This window comes from Bacillus basilensis (assembly GCF_050630465.1).
Lineage (GTDB): Bacteria > Bacillota > Bacilli > Bacillales > Bacillaceae_G > Bacillus_A > Bacillus_A basilensis.
The window spans coordinates 27,482-43,694 of the sequence record NZ_JBNTQO010000021.1; the positions used below are offsets into that span (position 1 = coordinate 27,482).

Consider the following 16,213-nt stretch of genomic DNA (forward strand, 5'->3'; position numbering starts at 1 on the left):
TGATTATTTTTAACTTTTTAATTGTAATACAATTTACCGTAACTAATCTAAATAAGATTAGTTTTAATTATTTCCATAATTAAATTTAACAAAAAAGGTAGTGCCTTCCGATCCTGTTTGAATTTCTATTTTTGCATTATGACGGGCAGCAATGGCATAACATATGCCTAACCCCAATCCAGTTCCATTATCTTTGGTCGTGTAAAATGGAGTACCCAGTTTCTCTAGTACTTCAGGCCTGATACCTTTTCCTTCATCCCGCACTGCAAGCACCACACAATTTCGCCCTTCCTTATAGGTGCTAATTGTTAGAGTTTTCCCTGTGCTCATCGCTTCTAAGCCATTACGGTATAGGTTCATTAATAATTGCCGTATCTCATTACGATTTAAAAGTAATTCTGGAACATCATTTGTATCGACTTGAATATATTTATTTTGATTATGCGTATCTATCTTTATTAAAGGAATAATATCGTGGATAATTGAATTTAAATCTAACATCTGCAAATCTGATTTCTTTGTATTACCTATTGAGAGAAATTCAGTAATAATAGAATTGGCACGGTCAAGTTCTTCAACCATTAAATTAAAGTACTTATTATGTTTCTCATAGTTGTTCTCTTCTTTTAATAACTGCAAAAATCCTCGTACTGTTGTCATTGGATTTCTAATCTCATGGCTGATACCTGCTGCCATTTGCCCTATTAAATCTATGTTGGATAACCTTTTCAATTCCTGCTCATATTGCTTTTTTTCCGTTATGTTTTTACAAATACAACAAATACCATCATCATACGGATACGCAATAACTTCATGCCAATATTCATCAGAGGTAGAAAAAAATTCGAAATGAACTGTAGTTCGCTCTGACATCACACGATGAAGCTCCTTATATATAACTGTATCGATGCTACTTGGGAAGACCTCCCATATATTCTTACCTAATACATCTTTCGCTGTTTTTCTTTGTGGGAAATGTTGATGCTTATTTACGTACATAAATTCCCATTTATTATTCAAAGTCAAGAATCCATCCGTAATACTTTCAATCACACTTGTGACTTTTTCATTAGCAGCAGCTAGTTCTCTCGTTCGTTCTTCCACCATGCTTTCAAGTTGATCCATATATAACAAGTTTGAAAACGTAGAAGCTGTAGCATCAACGATAGATTTTGCCAGTTGAATTCGGGAATCACCGTAATTGTGAGTTTTTTCCTCTTTGCCAACGACGATTACCCCTAATACTTCTCCCATTGAAACTAATGGAAGTATCAGTAGGCCCTTACTATCTATATTTTTTGTTTGAATAACCTTTTGAATCTTGACTTCATAGATTTTCTCCATCCAATCCGCTTCTGCCCAATTACAGTCCCTGCTTAACTTCGTTGTTTTAATCTTTGTTTTGTCTAGCCGGTCTAAAAGGTGGGCAGCCATGTTTTTACTCTCTAAAATCTGCCCTAAATAAAGAAAGCATTTATCAAAACTCTCTTGTATTGAGGAACACATTGATAAATCACGGGTAACATTTAGTAACAGCTGCTTCTCGGCAATAAGATTTTCTTTTTGGGTTAAATTTTTTGCGTTTTGAATGGCGACCGCCGCCATATTTACATAAGCTTCAACACTTTGAATTTCTGAATCTGTTAAGTTCATTGGAACTCCATAATCAAATAAAAAAACGAGACCAAATAACTCTTGCCCAAATGAGATAGGCAGAGCTAATAAGGACTTAATTTTGAACGCATCAACTGGTCTCGGATCCGGCCGATGATCCTTTGAGGTATCAGGGATATAGATGGTTTTTTTAGTTTCAATAACTTCTTTTGCCAGTAAGTCTATTTCAGGATCAATTACCTGAGTATCGAGCGTTACGCCATTTATGGTCTCTGGTTTTCCTGCAAACCCTCTAAATGTTCCATCGTCCTCAGGTAAATAAATCCCAACAGCGTCACACCTAACAATCTCCTCTGATATCGCCATTGTTACACGCTGCAAAACTTCACGTAGTTCTAATTTTGTATTTATTATTTTTGTTATATTTGCGAGCCTAGAATATCTCGTCTGATCACTTAACATTTGCATAGCCTCCAATTATAGGCGTAATAAAGTGAAACTTTAATAAGTGGGGGTTGATTTATCCCCCACTTATTATCAAACTGAATCCAACCTAACCTCTTTGCACTAGCAGAATTTTGAGGTGGGAGTTTTACTGCCCGCAAATAGCGGGATAAAATAAACATGCTAATATCAGTGAAAATCAAGATCCACCTACCATTTTCTCCTGTATTCTTTTCTTACCCTTGTTTTATATAGAATACCTCGCTTACTTATGATACGGTTCACCTTAATTAAAATGAAACAAACACTAATAAAATTGCTACACTCCATCCCCTCTAACTTTCAAAAGTTACACCGTTTCACTACCTTCTACCACATTAACATTCCCCTCAAACTTATCAAGCAATGTACGCACTTCATCAGTCGACTTCGTACTCATCAATTGATTTCTCAATTCAGCAGCTCCAGGGAAGCCTTTTACATAAATTTTGAAGAAGCGATGTAATCCTGTAATTGAGCGTGGTAATACTTCTGCATATTGATCTTGAAGATCAAGCTGTAGTCTTAAAAGATCTAAATGTTCTTTACTACTATGCTCCCTTGGTTCTTTTTCAAAAGCAAATGGATTTTTAAAGATGCCTCGTCCAATCATAACGCCATCAATACCGTATTTTTCAGCAAGTTCCAGCCCCATTTTACGATCAAGGATGTCTCCATTGATTGTTATTAACGTATTTGGTGCAATACGATCACGTAATTTTTTAATCTCCGGAATTAGCTCCCAGTGTGCATCTACTTGGCTCATTTCTTCTCTTGTGCGTAAATGAATAGAAAGGTTCGCAATATCTTGTTTGAAAATATGCGTTAACCAATCTTCCCATTCGCTTAACTCTTTAAAGCCAAGTCTTGTTTTTACGCTGACAGGTAGTCCTCCCGCTTTTGCAGCTTGAATCAGTTCTGCCGCAACGTCTGGACGTAGAATAAGGCCACTACCTTTCCCTCTTGATGCTACGTTCGGTACAGGGCAGCCCATGTTAATATCGATGCCTTTAAATCCTAGTTCCGCCATACCAATACTCATTTGACGGAAATATTCAGGGTTATCTCCCCAAATATGTGCTACCATCGGTTGTTCATCTTCTGTAAAAATTAAACGGCCACGTACACTTTTCATACCTTCTGGATGACAATAGCTATCCGAGTTTGTGAACTCTGTAAAGAATACATCTGGACGACCAGCCTCACTTACTACGTGACGGAAAACAACGTCTGTCACATCTTCCATTGGTGCAAGTACGAAAAATGGTCGTGGTAAATCACGCCAAAAATTATCTATCATTTCAAATTCAAATCCTCTCACTATGAATACAATTTAAAAATATAAAGCCAAATAACAATAGTACATTTAGAATTTATAATTTACGAAAATCAGCAATATTTATTTTAACTAAAATCATTACTAAATGGCATTTTGATAAACCAAAAAGCAGATGGTATAGATTTTCCTATATCAACTGCTTTCCTATTATACCAACTTAAGCCAAGCCACACACTCCACATGAGTCGTATGCGGGAACATATCAACAGGTTGTACTTCCTGTGTTTTATATCCGCCTTCTTCTAGTACTTTTAAATCACGTGCTAACGTTGCTGGGTTACACGATACGTATACGACGCGTTTTGGTTTCATATCGATGATTGTGTTTAGTAATGCTTCATCACAGCCTCTACGCGGTGGATCTACGACCATTGTGTCAGCGATTACGCCTTCTTTGTACCATTTTGGAATGACTACTTCTGCTTCTCCTACGCCAAATTCAGCGTTTGTCATGTTGTTTAGTGCTGCGTTACGATTTGCGTCTTCGATTGCTTCTGGGACGATTTCAACGCCGTACACTTTTTTCGCTTTTTGTGCTAGGAATAAGGAGATTGATCCAATTCCACAATAGGCATCAATTACTGTTTCGTTACCATCTAATTTTGCGTACTCTAACGTTTTATCGTATAACACTTTCGTTTGTTCTGGATTTACTTGATAGAATGAACGTGCTGAAATCGCAAATTTGATGTCACCGATAAAGTCATAAATATATTCTGATCCGTACAGTACTGTCGTTGTGTCTCCGAAGATTACATTTGTACGTTTCGGGTTTACGTTTTGAACAATTGATTTTACTTCTGGGAATTTCCCAGCAATTTCTTCAATGATTGCTTTTTTGTTTGGCAATTCTGCTGTACGAGTAATAAAGACAAGCATGATTTCCCCCGTTACTTGTCCGTAACGAGCCATTACGTGGCGAAGTATTCCTTTGTTACGCTCTTCGTTGTACGCCGAAATACCGTGTTTTTCACAAATACGTTTTACTTCTTGAATTAATGTATCGTTCTCTTCTGCTTGAATTAAACATGATTCCATATTAATGATGTCATGCGTTCCTTGACGATAGAAACCAGCTACAAGTCCGCCTTCACGTTCTCCGATTGGTACTTGTGCTTTATTACGGTATACCCATGGGTTCTTCATGCCAAGTACAGGATGCACAGGAACATCGCTTAGTCCGCCAATGCGCTGCATAACGTCACGTACTTGTTTTCCTTTCGCTTGTAATTGCCCTTCATATGTTAAGTGCTGAAGCTGGCAACCACCGCACTGATTGTACACTGGGCATTCTGCATCTTTACGATATGGGCTCTCTGTATGAAGCTTCATTAAACGACCAAACGCGAAGTTTTTCTTCACTTTAATAATTTTAATTTGGGCTTCTTCACCTGGTAATCCGTTTTTAACGAAAATAGGATATCCTTTTACTTTCGCAACACCGGCACCATCATGTGTTAAATCTTCAAATACTACATCTATAAACTCGTTTTTCTCAACTGGTGGCGTCATTTTTGTACTCATTTTCCGACCTCTCTTTTTCATAACACTGCGTTACATTTTATCATACTTATATGGTCTATTTCTATCGGAAGAAAAAAAGCTATTGACGATAGTTCTCTGTTAATGTTACGCTACTACTAATTTAATACGGACGATGTTACCTCATATATACTCGATAATATGGATCGAGAGTTTCTACCCGGCAACCTTAAATTGCTGGACTATGGGGAAAACTAATGAATATTAGCCTATGTGCAAAAAAGGACTCATATTGATTAGCTTTCTCTCATAGATGAAAGTGAATCCATATGGGTCTTTTTTTATTTTTATTTTTCTAAAAGGTCAGACATCTTACGTATGACATAAAACCTCTTTGTTTTATTTTTAGTAATATAACGGGAGTTTTATGTACAAACTTTATACGAACTTCTGAAAGGGGCAACTACATGCAATATGTAATGAGCATTATCGGTATTCTTGTCGTTTTAGGTTTATGTTTTGCTTTGTCAAACAACAAAAGTAAAATCAACTTCCGTGCAATTGCTATTATGATTGGTTTCCAAATTTTAATCGGTTGGTTTATGTTTGGCACAAAGATTGGTCAACAAATCATTATTTTCATTGGTAAAGTTTTCAACAAACTAATTAAACTTGGTACGACAGGTGTCGATTTTCTCTTTAATGGAATTCAAAGAGATTTTGTCTTTTTCTTAAACGTACTATTAATTATCGTATTTTTCTCAGCACTACTTTCTATCTTTAGTTATTTAGGTGTTTTACCATTCATCGTTCGCGTTGTCGGCGGTGCAATTTCAAAAATCACTGGTTTACCACGCGTTGAATCATTCCACGCAGTAAACTCTGTATTCTTCGGTTCAAGTGAAGCGTTAATCGTTATTAAAAATGATTTACAGCATTTTAACAAAAACCGTATGTTTATCATTTGTTGTTCTGCAATGAGTTCAGTTTCTGCTTCTGTTACAGCATCATACGTAATGATGTTAGATGCAAAATATGTACTAGCAGCTCTTCCACTAAACTTATTCTCAAGCTTAATTGTTTGTTCGCTATTAACACCTGTTGATACGAAGAAAGAAGATGAAGTGATTCAAAAATTTGATAGAACTTTATTCGGAGACAGTTTTATCGGCGCAATGATTAACGGTGCGCTTGACGGCTTAAAAGTAGCTGGTATCGTTGCTGCATTAATGATCGCCTTCATCGGTGTGATGGAAGTTGTCAACTACGTAATTAGCGCCGCTTCAGGTGCAATGGGATATGCTGTTACGTTACAACAAATCTTCGGTTATATACTTGCTCCATTCGCATTCTTAATGGGTATTCCAACTCAAGATATTATCCCAGCTGGTGGTATTATGGGTACGAAGATTGTATTAAACGAATTTGTAGCAATCCTTGATTTAAAAGATGTTGCATCAACATTATCTCCACGTACAGTTGGAATCGTTACAGTATTCTTAATTAGCTTCGCAAGTATTAGCCAAATTGGTGCGATTGTCGGTACAATCCGTGCCCTTTCTGAAAAACAAGGAAGCATCGTTTCTAAATTCGGCTGGAAAATGTTATTTGCATCAACACTTGCTTCTATTTTATCTGCAACAATCGCTGGATTGTTTATTTAATAAAAAACTCCACCTTACTTCTCCTTTTTCTAAAGGAAGTTTAGGTGGAGTTTTTTTATCTTCCAAATGTATTTTTATGTAAATCTCACCAGAAAAAAATAAGGTATTTTTTCCGAAATATTCCAAAAGTGTATTCCCCTATATATTCTATAGTGATATGATGGACAAGGGTATAATTCAAATTTTTAAAACCAAAAATTTGAATTAGTTTCACTTATAAGAGCGATTGTTTCATGATATAAGTGATGATAATTAAAACACAATAGAAGGATGATAGAATGAAAAAGTATACATATATCGCTTTACTTTCTTCTGCTATTCTCGTAGGTTGTAACACTAGTAGCTCTAGTGATAAACAAATAAAAGAAGCAACGGCGAAACAAACAGTTGAACAGAAAAAAGCGAAAGCAGTTGAAATTCCTTTAGCACAAGGAGTTATTACATGGGATCCGTATGAATATAACGCACAAAACACCACGCTTTATACCAAAGATTTAAGAGATTCATTCAAACAAGTACGTTACAATATTTGGCGTACTGCTGATGGTCCTGAAAGCAAACAAACTTTTACTTCACAAGAAAAAGATCGTGACTTTGCCCTCCCACTACATTTAAAATCATTTCATTTAAAACGTGGCGAATTTCAAATTGAAACAGTAGGAATCAAAGAAGATAATACTGAAACAAATCTAGTAACATCTAAAATTACATTCCAGCAACGTGTACCCGTTTTAATGTACCATGCGATTGAGAAATACCCTGGGCCAAGTGATGGGGATTATGGCTTATATGTACCACCTGAGCAATTCGAAAAGCATATGCAATATTTGAAAGATAACGGTTATACGATGCTAACTTTTGAACGTTGGAATGATATAAACCGTGTAAATAAACCTGTTTTTGTAACCATGGATGATGGTCGAAAAAATAATATGAACGCTCTTTATATCTTACAAAAACTAAAGGATGATACATTTCAACCTACAGCTACTGAATTTCTTACTGCAAATGAGATAGACAAACCAAATCGTCTATCAACAGATGATATAAAACAAATGATGGATTCAGGCATTTTTTCTATTCAATCTCATACTGCTAATCATACGATGATGGCTCATTCAAGCAATTATGATGAGGAATTACGTGGTTCGAAAGAAAAAATTGAAGCTCTTACTGGTAAAAAGGTCATCGCTCTCGCCTATCCAGTAGGTTCTTATAATGATCCAGCTGTTGAAGAAACAAAAAAACATTATGAATTCGCAGTAACTACTGATCATGGTAATCACATTACAAAAGGGATGCCAAACGAACAGTACTTAATTAAACGCCATTTTGTAGGGCCTAATACATCTATGGAAAAATTCATATCTCTTATAAAGTAAGCTTTACTAAAAGACGAAAGAATATTTCTATCGAAAGCCACTAACCTATCTCATAATTAAAAATGATATGATGAACAAGGGTATATCCCCACCGCTCTTACAGCGGTGGGGATTTTAAATATAAGTATGCAATATAATACACAATAGAAGGTGATTTTATGAGAAAATATGCAGCAATTGCTTTATGTATATCTGCTATTCTAGCAGGTTGTAATACTAGCAATGTAAGCCAGGAACCTAAAAAAGAGAAAAAGGTTCAAGAAGTTAAGAAACAAGCAGAAACTGTGCAAGAACGAGGTAAAATTTCTTATAGTCCAATTACACACGAATCTACAAATACTACTATTCATATGACAGATATAAAAGATACTTTAACCGAAGTACAATATAAGATTTGGCGCACAGCTGATGGAAAGGAACACACTAAATCTTTGTTTTCTAAAGAAAAGGAAACACAATTTTCACTTCCTTTTGATATAAAAGAATTTGAGGGAAAACGCGGTGAGTTTCAAATTGAAGCAATAGGAATGAAAGAAGATGGGAAGACCATTCCACTCACAAAATCTGCTATTACTTTCGAGCAAAAGGTTCCCGTTCTTATGTACCATGCAATCGATGATTATCCCGGACAAGGCATTAAAGATTTATTCGTATCACCTGCTAACTTTGAAGCCCAAATGAAATATTTAAAAGACAACGGCTATACCTTACTAACCTTTGAACGCTGGGGCGATATTAATAAAGTGAATAAACCTATCTTTGTTACGTTTGATGACGGTATGCAAAATAATATGAATGCCTTTCATATTTTACAAAAGTTAAAAGATGATACGTTTAAACCAACAGCAACAGAATATATGATTGCTACTAATGTCGATACTGAAGGATCCCTTTCTACACCTGAAATAAAAGAAATGGTTGATTCGGGCATTTTCTCCATGCAATCTCATACTGCAACACATGCCGACTTGCCGAAGATTACAAACTACGAAGAAGAATTAAAGGGATCAAAAGAAAAACTAGAAAAAATAACAGGTAAGCCCGTTATCGCAGTTGCTTATCCATTCGGTCATGTAGATGATAAAGTCGTTGCAGAAACGAAGAAATATTATCAATTTGCAACGACAACAAAACCCGGAAAGTTCATTACAAAAGGTGAACCCGATGAGTTGTTAAAAATGAAGCGTGTTCGCATACACCATACCACAACCGTAGAACAATTTGCTTCTTCGATTAAATAACGATGAGAGCTCAATATATTTTGAGCTCTCTTTTTATGCTATATTTATATATATTTTTTGAATTTTCTTGTATTATATATAGTAAGAAATCTTTCACATTAAAGGAGATTATACATATGTCATTTGAAAAAACGTTAGAGAAATATGCTGCCCTTGCAGTCAATGTTGGTGTTAATATTCAACCAGGACAAACTTTATCCATTAGTGCACCTCTTGAAGCTGTACAATTTGTACGCCTCGTTACAGAAAAGGCATATAAATCTGGTGCAAAACACGTATATGTGGATTGGAATGATGAAACGTTAACACGTCTAAAGTTCGATCTAGCTCCTGAGGAAGCTTTCTCTGAATTCCCTTCTTGGAAAGCACACGCTCGTGAAGAGTTAGCAAAAGAAGGCGCTGCATTTATGTCTATTTATGCAGAAAACCCTGATTTATTAAAAGGTGTAGATTCAACGCGTATTGCAGCTGCTCATAAAGTAGCTGGTGAAGCAATGAAAGTATACCGTGATTACGTACAAGCTGATAAAGTAAGCTGGTGTGTCATTTCTGTTCCTACGAAAGAATGGGCTGCGAAGGTATTCCCTGACGTTGCACCGGAAGAACAAGAAGCAAAACTATGGGATGCTATCTTCAAAGCGACTCGCGCTGATTTAGAAAACCCTGTAGAAGCATGGAAAGAACACGATGAAACATTACATACAAAAGTTGATTACTTAAATGAAAAACATTATAAAGCTCTTCACTATACGGGTCCTGGAACAGATTTAACAATCGAACTTCCTGAAAAACATGTATGGGCTGGTGCTGGTAGCTTAAATGAGAAGAACGTACCATTTATGGCAAACATTCCAACTGAAGAAGTATTTACAATGCCACTTAAAACAGGTGTAAACGGCCAAGTATCTAGCACAAAACCGTTAGCATTTGCAGGTAACATTATTGATAACTTCACGTTAACATTTGAAAACGGACGTATCGTAGATTATAAAGCGGAAACTGGTGAAGAAGCTTTAAAACATTTAGTAGAAACAGATGAAGGTTCTCACTTCTTAGGCGAGGTTGCTTTAGTACCTCATGATTCACCAATTTCAAACACAAATATTTTATTCTACAATACGCTATTTGATGAAAATGCATCTTGCCACCTTGCAATCGGAAGTGCTTATGCATTTAACTTAGTTGGCGGAAAAACAATGTCTAAAGAAGAACTCGCTGAAAATGGTGCAAACACTAGTATTACACACAACGACTTCATGATTGGATCAGCTGAGCTTGATATCGACGGTATTACAACTGATGGCAGACATGAACCAATCTTCCGTAAAGGTAACTGGGCGTTTTAACAAAAGCAAAAGGCTATCTCCCGCAGCGGAAGATAGCCTTTTATGATGCCGATGAAACCTTAAGCCCAATTACCCCTAACACAATAAAAAGAATACAAAATGCTTGGAATAAGCTAATGTGCTCTTTAAAAAAGTACACACTAATAATTGTAATAAGTAATGTCCCAACACCAGACCAAATAGCATAAGCAATACTTAAATGAATCTTTTTCACAACAATGGCGAACACGCTGAAACAAATTCCATAAAATACGAAAATAAGTACACTTGGAACGAGCTTTGTTAAACCATTTGATAATTTCATCGCAATTGTTCCAGCTACTTCAAAAATAATTGTAACAAGTAATAATAGCCAATATACCATACTAGAATCTCCTTCTCTGTTACCTTATAGAAATTCTAGTATACTACTTATAGTCCTAATGAAATATATTTAATTTCTAAATATTCTTCGATACCGAAATGGCCTCCTTCACGGCCAATGCCACTCTCTTTGAAGCCACCGAACGGTGCTTGTGCAACTGATGGAAGTCCATCATTTAATCCGATAATACCGTATTCTAACGCTTCACTAATTTGGAATGCTTGACTAATATCTTTCGTGAAAATATACGCAGCCAAGCCGTATGGTGTATTATTTGCTCTTTCGATCACTTCTTCAACTGTTTTAAATTTCGCAACTGGTGCAACTGGTCCAAATGTTTCTTCAGTCATACAAAGCATCGTATCATTTGCTAACCCAATTACAGTCGGTTGCATAAAGTGACCATCTAACTCTGCAATCTGTTGGCCTCCATATAAGAGTTCTCCACCTTTTCGAACTGCATCTTCGATATGTTCTTGTACTTTCGAAACTGCATTCTCATCAATAAGCGGTCCTACAGTCGTTCCGTCACCGAAGCCATCTCCTACTTTCAGCTGCTCTACTGCCTTTTGGAACTTCCCTACAAATACTTCGTATACGTCTTCTTGAACGAATACTCGATTTGTACATATACACGTTTGTCCTGCGTTACGGAATTTCGAACCAATTACCGCTTCTACTGCTTTATCTAAATCCGCATCATTCATTACGATAAATGGAGCATGGCCACCTAACTCAAGCGAAACTTTTTTCATCGTTTGTGCAGCACTAGCCATTAATTCTTTCCCGATTTCCGTTGATCCTGTAAAGGACACCTTTCGAACGCGTCCATCTTCCATCCACGTATCAGCAATTGCTTTCGCACTACCTGTTACAATATTGATTACCCCTTTTGGAATGTCTGCTTCATGAGCTAATTCGGCTAATTTCAGTGCAGTCAATGGCGTTTGACTTGCTGGTTTTACAACCGCCGTACAGCCTGCTGCAAGTGCCGGAGCTACCTTTCTCGTAATCATAGCAGCTGGGAAGTTCCAAGGTGTAATAGCTGCCATAACCCCAACTGGTTGCTTCATAACTAAAATACGTTTATTCGGATGCGAAGCAGGAATCATTTCACCATATACGCGCTTTCCTTCTTCTGCATACCATTCAACAAAGCTATTTGCATAATTCACTTCACCAAGTGCCTCTAGAAACGGCTTTCCTTGCTCTTTCGTCATAATTGCTGCAATCTCTTCTTTATTTTCATCGATAAGTGTAAACCATTTTTTTAACTTCACTGCACGGTCTGCTGCCGTTAATTTTGACCATGATTTAAAAGCTTCATGCGCAGCATCAACAGCTTGCTTTGCCTCCGTTACCCCGCCCTTTGGTACAGTCGCAAATATTTCTTTCGTTGCTGGATTATTTACTTCAATTTGCTCCTGTAATGTAATCCACTCACCATTTATATACATCGCCTTTTTCTCTACATTTACAAACGTCGCTTTTTTATCCAATGTTTTCTTCCTCCTCTATAAGTTTCTTTATCTTCCTAGTGGCAGCAGATTGGCTTATTTTTAAAAACTCCGCTACTTTATAACTCGATCCATATGTTTTATATGCTTTCAAAATAATATTCCGTTCTACTTCTTCTAACATTTTATAGAGACTTTGACCGGACTGTTCAACCGTTGATTCTTGCATCGCTATTGGCAAATCTTCTATCGTAACAATATCGTCAGCAGTTATAACAATTCGCTCAATCACATTTTCAATTTCTCTATTATTTCCTTCCCACGGGTATCCAACAAATATTTGCAATGTGCTAGGCGCTAATTTTACATTCCGCCCATATTTCTCGTTAAAGTACTGTAAATAATGATAAATGAGTGGCAAGATGTCTTCTGTTCTTTCCCGGAGTGGAGGAATTAAAATTGGAATGACATTCAGACGATAATATAAATCTTTCCGGAATGTTCCTTGTTTCACCATCATACTTAAATCTCTATTTGTTGCCGCTACAATTCTAACGTCCACCTTTTTTAATTCTCTTCCGCCTATAGGGCGAAACGTTTTTTCTTGTAACACTTGCAAAAGCTTCGCTTGAATTTCAAGCGGCATTTCGCCAATTTCATCTAAGAAAAGGGTTCCCTTATGCGCCGATTCTAATAGTCCTTTTTTCCCTTCACGATTCGCACCTGTAAAAGATCCACCTGAGTATCCAAAAAGCTCTGATTCAATTAAATTCGTTGGCAAAGCCGCACAGTTAATCTCATAGAAACTTTCATTCTTCCGATTACTCACTTCATGTAAATGACGCACCAATCGACTCTTCCCTACTCCTGTCTCACCTAAAACGAGAACTGTACTATCTACTACAGATACCTTCTTAATTGTTTCGACTATTTTTTGCATAGCGATACTTTTAAAAATAAGTCCTTCATGCTCATACGTTTCTCTTAATTCTTTTTTATATGTTTTTAACTGATTATCCATTTCTTCTACCTTTTGACGTAGTTGGTAGAGTTCTGTAAGATCACGAGAGTAACTAATCACTCTTCGTAAATTTCCCTCATCATCAAAAACAGGCCTTGTACGAACGTGTAAATACTCTCCTGATTTTGTCGTTTGAACGAGTTCAATCGGTCTCTTTTTTTCAATTACTTCTAACGTTGCCGATGGATAAAAGATACCATCCTTTTGTAGTTCTTTTACATGTTTACCTACTAACTCTTTAGCAGCTAGTTGATAGTGCCTTTCACATGTACTATTTACACGCACAACGATTCCCTTTTCATCAGTCACAAAAATTTCGTCAAACGCATATTCAAATACATCTTGTAAATCCATTAACACTCGTTCCTTTTCTGCAACCATCCTAGCCACCCCTAACTTCCAATCCATCGATTCACTTCACTACCTTCATTATAAAGTGAATTTTCTGCATTTAATATAGAGGTAGCTAGAATGTTTGTGATTTATCATTCAATTTTTAAACGCGAGCGATGTCTGCTTGCTCATAACAAGCTTGTAATGATTCTTCAATTATTGTTAAACCTTCCTCGAGTTGCTCATCTGTAATAACTAACGGCATTAACACACGAATAACATTACCGTATGTTCCTGCTGATAATAGAAGTAATCCGCGTTTATTTGCTTCTGTACATAAATTAGCTGTTAACGTTTTATCAGGTGTTTTCGTCTTATGATCTTGAACGAGCTCGAATGCACACATTGCTCCTAAGCCACGCACATCACCGATGCAATTATATTTATTTTTCATCTCTTCGAATCGGTTCATTACGACTTTTCCTAATTCTATCGCTCTATCATTTAAATTCTCTTTTTCTATTACATCAAGTACTGCTAATGCTGCCGCACATCCTAGTGGGCTTCCTGCATACGTTCCGCCAAGCTCTCCCGGTGCAGACTCATTCATAATTTCTTTACGTCCAATCACACCACTTATCGGTACACCAGCACCTAACGATTTAGATACCGTAATTAGGTCTGGAACGACATCATAATGATCAATAGCAAAATACTTTCCTGTACGGCTAAATCCTGTTTGAATTTCATCCGCTACAAATAAAATGCCATGTTCTGAACAAATATTGCGTACTTCTTGCACAAACTTCTTACTTGGGACGATAAATCCGCCTTCCCCTTGAACAGGTTCCATTACAACAGCTGCAAGTGTTTCTGGTGCTACTTCTGATATGAAGAAATTCTTAAACTCTTCAATCATAAAGTCATCGTACTGCTCTTCCGTTAGTCCTTCTGGGCGACGATATTCATACGGGAATGGTGCTTTATATACTTCTGGAGCAAATGGGCCAAATCCAAATTTATATGGTTTTACTTTACTTGTCATCGTCATTGTCATTAATGTACGCCCGTGGAAACCTTTAGAAAATGCGATAATACCAGGTCTTTTTGTATATTTACGAGCGATTTTCACCGCGTTCTCAACTGCTTCTGCACCACTATTTAAAAATAGTACTTGCTTATCAAAACTTCCTGGCGCTAATGCCGCAAGTTTTTCCGCTAATTCAATATACGGCTCATACATCATGACATTAAATCCAGTATGAATGTATTGATCTACTTGTTTATGAAGCGCTTCTTTAACAGCTGGATGACAATGCCCAACGTTAATTGTTCCTATTGCCCCTGCGAAGTCAATATACTGATTACCATCAACATCTGTTACAAGAGCACCGTTTGCAGATTGTACAAACGTTGGGATGCCGTTACTTACTCCTTTTGGTACTATATTTTGGCGGCGTTCTAACAAAGACGCCGCTTTCGGTCCAGGAATTTGTTCATTTACTTTAGCAAATTTTTTTGTGTTCATTACGTACCCCATCCTTTTCTTTACATTGTTTTCTCTTTTTATTGCAAAATGTATGCCAACATTCTTTTCCAACATTCATCCTACATGCCTTCTATTTCAACATAAAAAATAAGTCTATAAAGACTCATTAAGAGTCCCTATAGACTTATTTTTCTTACACATTAGACTTTCCTTGTTCCCAAATAAACTCACCTGAATAAGAAATAAAATCCCCAACAGATTGTACTACTAAATCTGCAAGTGGTTCTAATGTTTGACGATCTCCTGTGCCAGACAGTACTCCAATCGCATAGCAATCGCCGCCATTTTTAGCTAAATATAAATCAGTTGGTGTATCTCCAACGACTGCCACTTCACATGCCTCTAGATGAAACCTTTCACAAAACGATTCTACAATTCTTTTATCTGGTTTTTGTGCTGGAAACGTATCCGAAGCTACAACATAATCAAAATAAGACTCTAATTGATACTGTTTTAAAAATAATTCTGTCGGTGCGAAATCATCAGCTGTAACAACACCTAAAATAAATCCTCTATCCTTTAAACTTTGTAAAATTCTCGGTAAATCCGCCGTCATTCTCATATAGGAACGATGTTCGTACATAAGGGAAAATAACTTCTCACTTACCCAATGGTGCATCTCCTCTTCTTTAGATGACGGAATATACTTACAAAGCCCCTTTGCAACATCAAGGCTTGTTCCTGCCGCTATTGCGCTACGAGGGTTCACAACCACCCCCTCCACGCCGATTTCCTTTAATAAAGTAGGCTGCATTGACTGTGGAAGTTGATATAATTTTATACATTCAGCCACAAGTTCTTCAGCTACTTTTATCCAAATTGAGTGAAAATCCATTAATGTTCCATCTTTATCAAATAGTATTGCCTTTACCTTCTCCATAGCATCCTACCTCTCGTTTCTTATCTCCTCCAGTGTATCAATAAAGTATGGATATAAA

Annotated in this window: 12 protein-coding genes and 1 riboswitch; of the genes, 4 read left to right on the forward strand and 8 right to left on the reverse strand. The window is 36.7% G+C overall.

The window, feature by feature from the left end; all coding sequences use genetic code 11:
* Positions 1-63: 63 nt before the first annotated feature.
* The 3 genes from ACQVV1_RS25875 to rlmD all read right to left on the reverse strand — a co-directional run bounded on the left by ACQVV1_RS25875 (position 64) and on the right by rlmD (position 4,960).
* Positions 64-2,076: a GAF domain-containing sensor histidine kinase gene (locus ACQVV1_RS25875; protein WP_242256123.1), complete on the reverse strand. Its 2,013-nt coding sequence runs from the start codon at positions 2,074-2,076 to the stop codon at positions 64-66.
* Between the two features lie 331 nt (positions 2,077-2,407).
* Positions 2,408-3,397, reverse strand: coding sequence for a tRNA dihydrouridine synthase (locus ACQVV1_RS25880; protein WP_242256125.1), 990 nt, complete (start codon positions 3,395-3,397; stop codon positions 2,408-2,410).
* Positions 3,398-3,583: 186 nt separating this feature from the next.
* Positions 3,584-4,960 carry a 23S rRNA (uracil(1939)-C(5))-methyltransferase RlmD gene (rlmD, locus tag ACQVV1_RS25885; RefSeq protein WP_431169704.1) on the reverse strand — a complete coding sequence of 459 codons (1,377 nt, stop codon included), beginning with the start codon at positions 4,958-4,960 and terminating at the stop codon, positions 3,584-3,586.
* 121 nt (positions 4,961-5,081) lie between these two features.
* A riboswitch (purine riboswitch) is annotated at positions 5,082-5,183 on the forward strand.
* A gap of 202 nt (positions 5,184-5,385) precedes the next feature.
* Between rlmD and ACQVV1_RS25890 the strand changes: the two genes are divergently transcribed.
* From ACQVV1_RS25890 to ACQVV1_RS25905, 4 genes are all read left to right on the forward strand, one after another.
* Positions 5,386-6,582, forward strand: coding sequence for a NupC/NupG family nucleoside CNT transporter (locus tag ACQVV1_RS25890; protein WP_060629340.1), 1,197 nt, complete (start codon positions 5,386-5,388; stop codon positions 6,580-6,582).
* A gap of 278 nt (positions 6,583-6,860) precedes the next feature.
* Positions 6,861-7,964 carry a polysaccharide deacetylase family protein gene (locus ACQVV1_RS25895; RefSeq protein ID WP_242256129.1) on the forward strand — a complete coding sequence of 368 codons (1,104 nt, stop codon included), beginning with the start codon at positions 6,861-6,863 and terminating at the stop codon, positions 7,962-7,964.
* Positions 7,965-8,122: 158 nt separating this feature from the next.
* Positions 8,123-9,205 (forward strand): polysaccharide deacetylase family protein, encoded by a 1,083-nt coding sequence (locus tag ACQVV1_RS25900; protein WP_242256131.1) that lies wholly within the window; start codon positions 8,123-8,125, stop codon positions 9,203-9,205.
* Between the two features lie 116 nt (positions 9,206-9,321).
* The gene (locus ACQVV1_RS25905; RefSeq protein ID WP_431169706.1) at positions 9,322-10,551 is read left to right on the forward strand and encodes an aminopeptidase; all 1,230 of its coding nucleotides are present in this window, start codon (positions 9,322-9,324) and stop codon (positions 10,549-10,551) included.
* A gap of 40 nt (positions 10,552-10,591) precedes the next feature.
* Here ACQVV1_RS25905 and ACQVV1_RS25910 read toward each other — a convergent pair whose 3' ends face one another.
* The 5 genes from ACQVV1_RS25910 to ACQVV1_RS25930 form a co-directional block, all read right to left on the reverse strand.
* The gene (locus ACQVV1_RS25910) at positions 10,592-10,915 is read right to left on the reverse strand and encodes a DMT family transporter (RefSeq protein WP_000263262.1); all 324 of its coding nucleotides are present in this window, start codon (positions 10,913-10,915) and stop codon (positions 10,592-10,594) included.
* A gap of 47 nt (positions 10,916-10,962) precedes the next feature.
* Complete coding sequence (gabD, locus tag ACQVV1_RS25915) at positions 10,963-12,414, reverse strand: NADP-dependent succinate-semialdehyde dehydrogenase (protein WP_242256135.1); 1,452 nt, start codon at positions 12,412-12,414, stop codon at positions 10,963-10,965.
* Positions 12,407-13,774 (reverse strand): sigma-54 interaction domain-containing protein, encoded by a 1,368-nt coding sequence (locus ACQVV1_RS25920; RefSeq protein ID WP_242256137.1) that lies wholly within the window; start codon positions 13,772-13,774, stop codon positions 12,407-12,409. The genes gabD and ACQVV1_RS25920 overlap by 8 nt, the downstream gene beginning before the upstream one ends.
* A 115-nt stretch (positions 13,775-13,889) precedes the next feature.
* On the reverse strand, positions 13,890-15,254 hold the full coding sequence (gene gabT / locus ACQVV1_RS25925; protein WP_431169707.1) for a 4-aminobutyrate--2-oxoglutarate transaminase: 1,365 nt from the start codon (positions 15,252-15,254) through the stop codon (positions 13,890-13,892).
* A 154-nt stretch (positions 15,255-15,408) separates the two neighbouring features.
* On the reverse strand, positions 15,409-16,155 hold the full coding sequence (locus ACQVV1_RS25930) for an HAD family hydrolase (protein WP_063221577.1): 747 nt from the start codon (positions 16,153-16,155) through the stop codon (positions 15,409-15,411).
* Positions 16,156-16,213: the final 58 nt, after the last annotated feature.

What these genes read in the sequence shown, in the direction of transcription:
- ACQVV1_RS25890 (WP_060629340.1), top strand. Translation starts at nt 5,386, where the DNA reads ATGCAATATGTAATGAGCATTATCGGTATTCTTGTCGTTTTAGGTTTA.
- ACQVV1_RS25880 (WP_242256125.1), bottom strand. Translation starts at nt 3,397, where the DNA reads ATGATAGATAATTTTTGGCGTGATTTACCACGACCATTTTTCGTACTT.
- ACQVV1_RS25895 (WP_242256129.1), top strand. Translation starts at nt 6,861, where the DNA reads ATGAAAAAGTATACATATATCGCTTTACTTTCTTCTGCTATTCTCGTA.
- ACQVV1_RS25875 (WP_242256123.1), bottom strand. Translation starts at nt 2,076, where the DNA reads ATGTTAAGTGATCAGACGAGATATTCTAGGCTCGCAAATATAACAAAA.
- ACQVV1_RS25900 (WP_242256131.1), top strand. Translation starts at nt 8,123, where the DNA reads ATGAGAAAATATGCAGCAATTGCTTTATGTATATCTGCTATTCTAGCA.
- ACQVV1_RS25930 (WP_063221577.1), bottom strand. Translation starts at nt 16,155, where the DNA reads ATGGAGAAGGTAAAGGCAATACTATTTGATAAAGATGGAACATTAATG.
- ACQVV1_RS25905 (WP_431169706.1), top strand. Translation starts at nt 9,322, where the DNA reads ATGTCATTTGAAAAAACGTTAGAGAAATATGCTGCCCTTGCAGTCAAT.
- gabT (WP_431169707.1), bottom strand. Translation starts at nt 15,254, where the DNA reads ATGAACACAAAAAAATTTGCTAAAGTAAATGAACAAATTCCTGGACCG.
- ACQVV1_RS25920 (WP_242256137.1), bottom strand. Translation starts at nt 13,774, where the DNA reads ATGGTTGCAGAAAAGGAACGAGTGTTAATGGATTTACAAGATGTATTT.
- rlmD (WP_431169704.1), bottom strand. Translation starts at nt 4,960, where the DNA reads ATGAGTACAAAAATGACGCCACCAGTTGAGAAAAACGAGTTTATAGAT.
- ACQVV1_RS25910 (WP_000263262.1), bottom strand. Translation starts at nt 10,915, where the DNA reads ATGGTATATTGGCTATTATTACTTGTTACAATTATTTTTGAAGTAGCT.